At 61.2% G+C, this 8471-nt stretch carries 9 protein-coding genes; 6 read left to right on the top strand and 3 right to left on the bottom strand.

Annotated features, from left to right (window positions below; genetic code table 11):
* Positions 1-110: 110 nt before the first annotated feature.
* The 3 genes from ABHT90_RS04935 to ABHT90_RS04925 all read right to left on the bottom strand — a co-directional run bounded on the left by ABHT90_RS04935 (position 111) and on the right by ABHT90_RS04925 (position 2584).
* On the bottom strand, positions 111-1415 hold the full coding sequence (locus ABHT90_RS04935) for a type II toxin-antitoxin system HipA family toxin (protein ID WP_346981798.1): 1305 nt from the start codon (positions 1413-1415) through the stop codon (positions 111-113).
* A 3-nt stretch (positions 1416-1418) separates the two neighbouring features.
* A complete protein-coding gene (locus ABHT90_RS04930) occupies positions 1419-1886 on the bottom strand; it encodes a helix-turn-helix domain-containing protein (protein ID WP_227790776.1) in 468 nt (155 codons plus the stop codon).
* A 119-nt stretch (positions 1887-2005) separates the two neighbouring features.
* Positions 2006-2584, bottom strand: a complete 579-nt coding sequence (locus ABHT90_RS04925) for a manganese efflux pump MntP (RefSeq protein ID WP_195503410.1) — start codon at positions 2582-2584, stop codon at positions 2006-2008.
* 374 nt (positions 2585-2958) lie between these two features.
* Here ABHT90_RS04925 and disA point away from each other — a divergent pair, with 374 nt between their 5' ends.
* The 6 genes from disA to ABHT90_RS04895 all read left to right on the top strand — a co-directional run bounded on the left by disA (position 2959) and on the right by ABHT90_RS04895 (position 8463).
* Positions 2959-3999: a DNA integrity scanning diadenylate cyclase DisA gene (gene disA / locus ABHT90_RS04920; RefSeq protein ID WP_006234973.1), complete on the top strand. Its 1041-nt coding sequence runs from the start codon at positions 2959-2961 to the stop codon at positions 3997-3999.
* Complete coding sequence (gene ispD, locus ABHT90_RS04915; RefSeq protein ID WP_138113141.1) at positions 3999-4727, top strand: 2-C-methyl-D-erythritol 4-phosphate cytidylyltransferase; 729 nt, start codon at positions 3999-4001, stop codon at positions 4725-4727. Before disA ends, ispD begins: the two co-directional genes overlap by 1 nt.
* A complete protein-coding gene (gene ispF / locus ABHT90_RS04910) occupies positions 4717-5211 on the top strand; it encodes a 2-C-methyl-D-erythritol 2,4-cyclodiphosphate synthase (protein WP_161115121.1) in 495 nt (164 codons plus the stop codon). The genes ispD and ispF overlap by 11 nt, the downstream gene beginning before the upstream one ends.
* A 3-nt stretch (positions 5212-5214) precedes the next feature.
* Positions 5215-6681: a cysteine--tRNA ligase gene (gene cysS, locus ABHT90_RS04905; protein ID WP_117647641.1), complete on the top strand. Its 1467-nt coding sequence runs from the start codon at positions 5215-5217 to the stop codon at positions 6679-6681.
* Between the two features lie 186 nt (positions 6682-6867).
* Positions 6868-7782 (top strand): 23S rRNA (guanosine(2251)-2'-O)-methyltransferase RlmB, encoded by a 915-nt coding sequence (gene rlmB, locus ABHT90_RS04900; protein ID WP_346981797.1) that lies wholly within the window; start codon positions 6868-6870, stop codon positions 7780-7782.
* 3 nt (positions 7783-7785) lie between these two features.
* The gene (locus ABHT90_RS04895; protein WP_006234978.1) at positions 7786-8463 is read left to right on the top strand and encodes an NYN domain-containing protein; all 678 of its coding nucleotides are present in this window, start codon (positions 7786-7788) and stop codon (positions 8461-8463) included.
* Positions 8464-8471 lie beyond the last annotated feature (8 nt).

Genomic DNA, 8471 nt, shown 5'->3' with positions numbered 1-8471 from the left:
ATGGCCTGGCGTCAGCATGCCGCGATTCAGTCGCGCGGGCAGCATTTCCCAGTTGACAAAACTATAGGAACACCCCCTCTTTTGTTTGATAATTGCGAAATTACGGTCACCTAGTCCATTTCTGCCCTGATGAGGTCGAGGGTGCGCTGGCAGTTTTCGCGGACGGGGCCGAGCATATGCTCGCGCAGGTCCGCCATGCCGGGCAGGTCGGCGTATTCGTCCATGACCTCTTCCATGCAAATGGGTACCTCGTAGGCGAGGTCCATCATGGTCGCAAAGCAAAACTTCTCGGATAGCCCGGCATCGGTAAGCGCCGTCTCCAGCGCGGGATCGCCCATACCGTGGTATCGGCGGATAGCGCCTGGACCGATTCGCCCCACACGATTTTCGCCGCCAACGCTCATGGCGAGGCGCGCCCGGCGGCGCATGCGCTCATACGCCAAACCCGACGCGACATCGTACATTCGAGCCATCATGGCTGCGCCGTCGTTTCCAAGGAGCAGGGAATAGTTTTTCGCGTGCGCATCCGGTGCGCCGATAATGGCGTTGAAGAACAGTATCTGCGTAAACAGATACAGGTTAAGTTGATGGTGGCTCGTATTTACGAGGAGCTCTTGAATGTCGCGGGTGGTCGGGCCGCCGTCTGCTGTGTACTTTTGGGCGGGCATCACCCCAAGTGCCTGACAGAGGTCTTCTTGATGTAGGCGCCTGATCATTCCGTCTTCGACTTTCACGCGGTCATAGCGCTCAACAATGAGGGCAGGTTCGTCCTCAAACATACGATATTCGACGTTTGCCGTTGCGATACCGGCGCGCTGGGCGCTTTTCATGCAGACAAACTCATTGAGAGCCTCAAGTTTAAATCCGATGACGCCATTTTTGAAAATATGCGTCGTGGGCGAGGAGCCCATGCATTCGCACCAGCGGCCGTTTATGAACGCGAGCGCGAACTTGCCCTGGTTGCCTCCAAGTGACCAACTTTCATCTAGACCCATCCACGATGCATCGCGGTCATCTCTGATCGACTTGAGACGAAGAGCAATTTCGTGGTTGTCTATAGGGCGGTATTCGCCAGCGCGATGCAGGACGGCGTCGGTATCTTCTTCGGCACAAAACTGCACGCCGCCCGGACAGTCGAGTCCGATATGGCTGAGCAACGCAACGGGATTGTTGGGCCTAACGTCGAATTCGGCGGCAATCGCTTTTCGTTGGTCCTCGCTGTCGGGTAGAAGGCCAAACAGGTACGGATTCATGACCTGTTGTCCGTATGTGCGATTCGATACGGGTATGTTGGTCGATAGGGCTGGCCCGTCATAGTCATGATCGTAGGTAAAGCTGATAAGACCGTTCTCATCTTGCGTGAGCGTTCCAGCAGGCACGCCGCAAATAATGGTCCGAAGTGATGTTCTGGCCATTGGCTATTTCCCTTCGGGCATGGCTTGGCTAGATGCGTTTGTGGCAATCGAGACTCCGAGATTGGACATGGCGAAATCGGCGAAGACCTCGTCGTAGAGTGCGGATGTAAAGGGGGCATCTGCAAGAGCCGGAATGGTTGTGCTGCGACGGTTGCGATGATGAAGACGTTGGGCGTGATGGCGTCTGGAGGTGCTGCAAGGTTGATCAGCATGCGGGGCGTCGACTGGTTGCTCATTTTTCGTTTCGCCTATATCCCCTTGAGCGGCGAGCGCCAGTCCAAGAGCACCGAAAACTGCCAGCAGCTTGTCGAGCCGAATGCCCGTGGCATCTCCCAGCTCGAGCGATGCGAGCAGGCGTTCCGAAACACCGGCTTTTTTAGCGAGGGCGGCACGGGTGATCCCCTGCGCCTCGCGCGCCTGACGCACGTAGATGCCGGCTTGGCGCGGCGTGGTGATGGGAAGGGTATCCATGGCAATCTCCTAACGTGCAGACTTTTGCATCCTAGTATGACATGCAAAAGTCTGCATGAAAAGGCTCATGCAAAACTCTGCATGAGACCTCATACGGACGTTTAGTTTTGAAGGGTGTTTTACAGCACTAAAAAACCCAAGTGTTCCAGCAGGATCTTGAGGCCGATAAGGATGAGCACGACGCCACCCACGATGGTGGCGGGTTTTTCGTAGCGCGCGCCAAAGGTGTGGCCGATCGCTACGCCGGCGACGGAGAAGATAAACGTTGTGACGCCGATAAGCGATACAGCGGGCACGATGTCAACCGAGAGCGCGGCAAACGAGATGCCCACGGCCAGGGCGTCGATTGAGGTGGCGATGGCGAGGATCAGGTACTCGCCCAGTTCAATCTTCTCGGCATCCTTGCCGTCGTCTTCATCCTCGTCTTCGGTAAAGGCTTCCCACAGCATTTTGCTGCCGATGAAGGCCAAAAGGATAAAGGCGATCCAGTGGTCGATGGGGCCGATGATGCTCATGAATTGACTGCCAAGCGCCCATCCGATCACGGGCATGCCTGCCTGGAAGCCGCCAAAGAACAGGCCGAGCACTACGGCGACCTTAAGGTTGATCTTCTTCATGCCAAGGCCCTTGCAGATGGATACGGCAAAGGCGTCCATCGAAAGGCCAACGGCGAGCAACACGAGCTCTGCGAGTCCCATAGTCTGGCTCCCTCTCTGCGGGCGGGCCCGCGTGTACCTCTTGGGGGAGTAACAAAAAAGACTCGTGGCGTACGCGTTGCGCGCACAGCCACGAGTCTCGTTCATTAAGGCAAGCCAGGCCGCATCGGCCAGTGTGTTGACTTGCCGCGCCACCGGAGGCGAACCCGATCACGCGACTACTCCCTCATTTATGCGAATCCCGATGCTACCACATAAGCAGCTCATTTGGATTGGGGCTCTCAGCTGTGTTCGCTCATTCTGTAAGCATCGGATTTTGCGGGCGTCACAGGGGCAAACCGTGAGAAACTTATTGACGTTTATGGAGCGTATACGATGGGAGCGATGCCTTGGATAAGAACGAGCTGCAAAAGCGTATGGAACAGGCCATCCGCCTGACTGCCCCCGGTCAGCCGATCCGCACCGCCCTCGACATGATCATTGCCGGTCACCTGGGCGCCCTTATCTGCGTCGGCGACACCGAAAACGTGCTCGCCGCCGGTAACGACGGCTTCCCGCTCAACATTTCGTTTACCTCGAACCGCCTGTTCGAGCTCTCCAAGATGGACGGTGCCATCGTTATCGATGGCGACCTCACCCAGATCCTGCGTGCCAACTTCCACCTCAATCCCGATCCCTCGCTCGCCACGAGTGAGACGGGCATGCGTCACCGTACTGCCGCTCGCATGTCGGTGCTCACCGACGCCATCGTGATCTCGGTTTCGGCTCGTCGTGCCGTCGTCAACGTGTACGTCCACGGCAAGAGCTACGAGATCCAGCCCGTCACCACCATCATGAGCTCGGTCAACCAGCTCGTCGCCACGCTCCAGACTACCCGTCAGTCGCTCGATCGCTCCCTGCTGCGCCTGACGGCCCTTGAGCTCGACGACTACGTCACGCTCGCCGACATCACCGGCATCTTCTCGAGTTTCGAGATCATGCAACAGGCAAAGACCGAGCTTAAGGATTGCATCGTCAAGCTGGGTAACCAGGGCAAGCTCGTGCAGATGCAGCTCGAGCAGCTCGCGGGCTCCAGCATGGATACCGAATACGACTTGATGATCCGCGACTACGCAAGCGATTCCTCTGAGGCCAACGCCGAGAAGATTCGCGCTGAGCTTGCCCGTATGACGCCTAAGGACCTGTCCGACCCGCAGCACGTGGCGGCAGTTCTGGGCTATGACGACTTGGACGAGGACTCCGTCATGACGCCGCTGGGCCTGCGCACGCTTTCGCGCGTGTCCGTCGTGCGCGACGGCGTGGCCGAGAAGATCGTCGACGAGTACGGCTCGCTGCAGGAGCTCATGGATGACATCAGCGAGGATCCGGAGCGCTTGGGCGACTTTGGCGTCAACAACCCTGCCATTCTTGCGGACTCGCTGTACCGCATGAAGGGCACCAAACAGGGGAACGCATAATGGCGCCCGTATGCGCCGTGGTCGTTGCCGGCGGCAGCGGCCAGCGCTTTGGAAATCCCGGCGGCAAGCAGCTCGTTAACGTGGCGGGCCGTCCGCTCATGAGCTGGTCCATCCGCGCGTTCGATCGTAGCGACAAGGTCGGCCATATCGTCGTGGTTTGCCCTGCCGAGCGCCGTGCCGAGATGCGCCGCTTGGCTATCGACCCGTTTGACTATGACACGCCCATCAGCTTTGCCGATGCCGGCGATACTCGTCAGGATTCCACCCGCGCCGGCGTGCACGCGGTGCCGGCGGGTTTCGAATATGTCGCTATCCACGACGGCGCCCGTCCGCTCATTACGACCGAGGCCATCGACCACGCTATCGACGTGCTCGTGAGCGACCGCTCGCTCGACGGTGTCGTGTGCGGCCAGCCCGCGATCGACACGCTCAAGATCGTCGATGGCGACAATATCGTCGAGACGCCGCCGCGTGAGCTCTACTGGGCAGCGCAGACGCCGCAGATCTTTAGCGTCGATGCTATGAAGCGCGCCCATGCTGCAGCCATTGCCGAGGGCTTTATCGGCACCGATGATTCGTCGCTGGTCGAGCGCATGGGTGGGCGCGTCCGCTGCGTCCAGAGCCCGCGCGATAACCTTAAGGTGACGGTGCCCGAGGACCTGCGTCCCGTAACCGCGATTCTGCTTGGCCGCATGGCCGAGGGAGAGGACCTTCCCCATGTTCAGTAACCTGCGCATTGGCCATGGCTACGACGTCCACCGTCTGGTGGAGGGGCGTCGATGTATCATCGGCGGTGTCGACATTCCCTACGAGCGCGGCCTGCTGGGCCACTCGGATGCCGATGTGCTCGCGCACGCCTTGGCCGACGCCATTCTGGGCGCCTGCCGCGGGGGAGACATCGGCAAGCTATTCCCCGATACCGACCCCGCCTATGAGGGTGCTGATTCGATGGTGCTGCTCGCTCGCGTGATGGGCTATGCGCGCGAGCTGGGCTTCGAGTTTGTCGATGCCGATTGCACCATTGCCTGTCAACAACCCAAGATCACCCCGCACCGCGATGCCATGCGCGCCAACCTTGCCCATGCCCTGGGCGTTGACGTCGAAAACGTGGGCGTCGCCGCCACTACGACCGAAAAGCTCGGTTGGGAAGGCCAGGGCGAGGGAATCGGCGCCTGGGCCGTCTGCCTGCTACAGAAAACCGTTAAGGAGTAACGAATGCGTATCTATAACAGCGCTACCCATAAAAAGGAAGAGTTCCAGCCCATCGAGTCCGGCAAGGTCCGCATGTACGTGTGCGGCCCCACGGTCTACGACAACATCCACATCGGCAATGCCCGCACGTTCATCAGCTTTGACGTGATTCGTCGCTGGCTCATCGCGAGCGGCTACGAGGTCACGTTTGCCCAGAACCTCACCGATGTCGATGACAAGATCATCAAGCGCGCCAACGAGCAGGGCCGTACCGCCGCCGAGGTTGCGACGGAGTTCTCTGACAAGTTTATCGGCGTTATGCGCGCCGCCAACGTGCTCGATCCCGATGTGCGTCCTCGCGCCACCAAGGAGATCGGCCCCATGATCGCCATGATCAAGACGCTCATCGAGCAGGGCCACGCCTACGCCGCCGATAACGGCGACGTGTACTTTGCCGTGCGCAGCGATCCCAACTATGGTCAGGTCTCGGGCCGCAACATCGACGACCTTATGGTTGGCGCGCGCATCGAGGAGAACGAGGACAAGAACGACCCGCTCGACTTTGCCCTGTGGAAGGCCGCCAAGCCCGGCGAGCCCAGCTGGCCGAGCCCCTGGGGCGAGGGCCGTCCCGGTTGGCACACCGAGTGCGCCGCCATGGTGCATCGCTACCTGGGCACTCCGATCGACATCCACGGCGGCGGCTCCGACCTTGCCTTCCCGCATCACGAGAACGAGTGCGCTCAGGCCACCTGCGCCTGGCACCAGGGCTTCTCCAACACCTGGATGCACACGGGCATGCTGCTGGTAGACGGCGAGAAGATGTCCAAGTCGCTCGGCAACTTCTTTACGCTGGCCGAGGTCCTCGAGCAGCACTCCGCCGCCGCCCTGCGCCTGCTGATGCTGCAGACGAGCTATCGCTCGCCGCTCGACTTTTCTTGGGAGCGCCTGGAGGGTGCCGAGAACTCGCTCACGCGTATCGCCGGTACGGTCGAGAACCTGCGCTGGGCCGCGAACCATGCGACGGCCGATGCCGATGAGGCAGCATCCGAGGCGTTTGCCGCCAAGGCCGCCGAGACCCGTGCCACCTTTAAGGAGTGCATGGACGACGACTTTAACACCGCCGGTGCCATGGGTGCTGTCTTTGGCTTTGTGACCGAGTGCAACCAGTACCTGGAGCAGGCGGGCGATGCTGCCGACAAGGCCGCAGTCCTGGCTGCCGCCGATACGCTGGCCGAGCTGCTCGATACGTTTGGCGTTGAGCTTCCCGAGCCCAAGGTCGAGCTGCCGCTGGGTCTGCTGGGCGTTGCCGCCGGTCTGGTTGCCTATACGGGCGACGACGTGGACGAGGCTGCTGCCAAGATTCTCGAGGCCCGCGCCGAGGCCCGTGCCGCCAAGAACTGGGATCTGGCCGACGCCATCCGCGACCAGCTCAAGGACCTGGGCCTCACCATTGAGGATACGGCCGCGGGCACTCGTATCAAATCTCTCTAATCCCCGCGGGTTTCCCAAGCACCCGACCTTGCCGTTCAAACCGTCGCTCGCGTACTCAAGTACGCGTCGCTCCTCTTTCACGGCAATCTCGGGCACTTGGAAAACCCGTACCGACCGCTTGAGCTATTCGCCTTAAGCGGTCGCTTCTTTTGTCCTGTTTGAAAAGTATTTAAAGGAGGCCGTTTTATGGCCGACAATCGCAAGCGTGCATCGCGTGGAGGCAAGCAGGCTGCTTCTGGCTCGCGTCCGATTCGCCGCAACGACCGCGCTGCCGCTCCCAAGGGCCAGCGCGAGCGCTCACAGGCTGCTCGCCCGCAGCGCGAGCGTAGCCGCGATAACGTCCAGGTTCCCAAGGGCGAGTTTATCGAAGGTCGCCGTGCTGCCGCCGAGGCGCTGCGTACCGGCTTTCCCGTCAAGTGCGCGCTCATCGCTGAGGGCGGGGAGCGCGATGCCGCCTTGTCGCGCCTGGTCGACGACCTCAACGCTGCAGGCGTCCGCATTAAGTATGTGCCGCGCGCGCAGCTCGATGCGCTGTCGAGCCATGGCGCTCACCAGGGCATTGCGCTCGAGGTGGGCAACTTCCCCTATGCCGATGTCGCCGATATTCTCGACCGCGCGGGCGACGGTCCGGCGCTCGTCGTCGTGCTCGACCATGTGACCGACGACGGCAACTTTGGCGCCATCGTGCGCTCCGCCGAGGTCGTGGGCGCGGCGGGCGTCATCATTGCCAACAAGCGCGCCGCCGGTGTGACCGTCGGCAGCTACAAGACTTCTGCCGGCGCCGTCATGCACCTGCCCATCGCGCAGGTTCCCAATATCGCCCGTGCGCTCGATGACCTCAAGGCCGCCGGCTTTTGGGTGGGCGGCGCCTCCGAGCACGCCGAAGGCAGTTGCTGGGACGCCCCCTTCGAGGGCCGCGTTGCGCTCGTCATGGGTTCCGAGGGCGATGGCATCTCGCGTCTTGTGCTCGAGAAATGCGACTTTTTGACTAAGCTTCCCCAGCGCGGAATGACCGAGAGTCTCAACGTTGCCCAGGCGACCACCGCGCTGTGCTTTGAGTGGCTGCGCCGCAATGCCGGCGAGCTCATGGGGGAGGAGTAGCGCATGTCCAAGAAGAACCGCGCCAAGTCCAAGGCCAAGCGCTTTGGCGAGGGCTCGGCCAAGCCGATTGTTTCGGCCGCGACCTATGGCGTGGGCGGCAATGCGTTTGCGCAGGCCATCGCCGATCCGGTCTCGACGGTGCACTCCAATAAGCCCGAGCTGCTGGTGGTCGACGGTTACAACGTGATTCACTGCACGCCGCGCTACGAAAAGCTCGTCTACGACCATTCCGACGATCCGTATTCCAGCGACGTCCACGATATGGCGCGAACTGCACTCATCAACGACGTCGCCGCGTTTGCCCAGGGCCGCTACGAGGCCGTGATCGTGTTCGACGGCGCGGGCAATATCTCCAGCGAGCGCCCCAACCTGCCGGCCCGCGGCGTGCGCATCGAGTTTTCGCCGACGGGCGTCTCTGCCGATACCGTGGTGCAGAAGCTCTGCATCGAGGCGCGCGAGGAAGGCCGCGCGTGCTCCGTGGTATCGAGCGACGGCACGATCCAGGCCGTCGTCATGGGCAAGGGTGTCACGCGTATCTCGAGCCGCATGCTGGTGGACGAGATCAAACAGATCGATAACGACGTTCACGAGGCAGAGGAAGCTCCGCAGATTAAGATGACCCTGGGCAGTCGCCTGAGCCCCGATGCCCTGGCCAAGCTCAAGGCCCTTCGTGGGAGGTAGGGAAGTTG

It is taken from the genome of Collinsella aerofaciens (assembly GCF_039758815.1).
Taxonomy (GTDB): Bacteria; Actinomycetota; Coriobacteriia; order Coriobacteriales; family Coriobacteriaceae; genus Collinsella; species Collinsella aerofaciens_BP.
The sequence above is the reverse complement of the archived record's forward strand: the minus strand, read 5'-3'. Positions and strand labels throughout refer to the sequence as shown.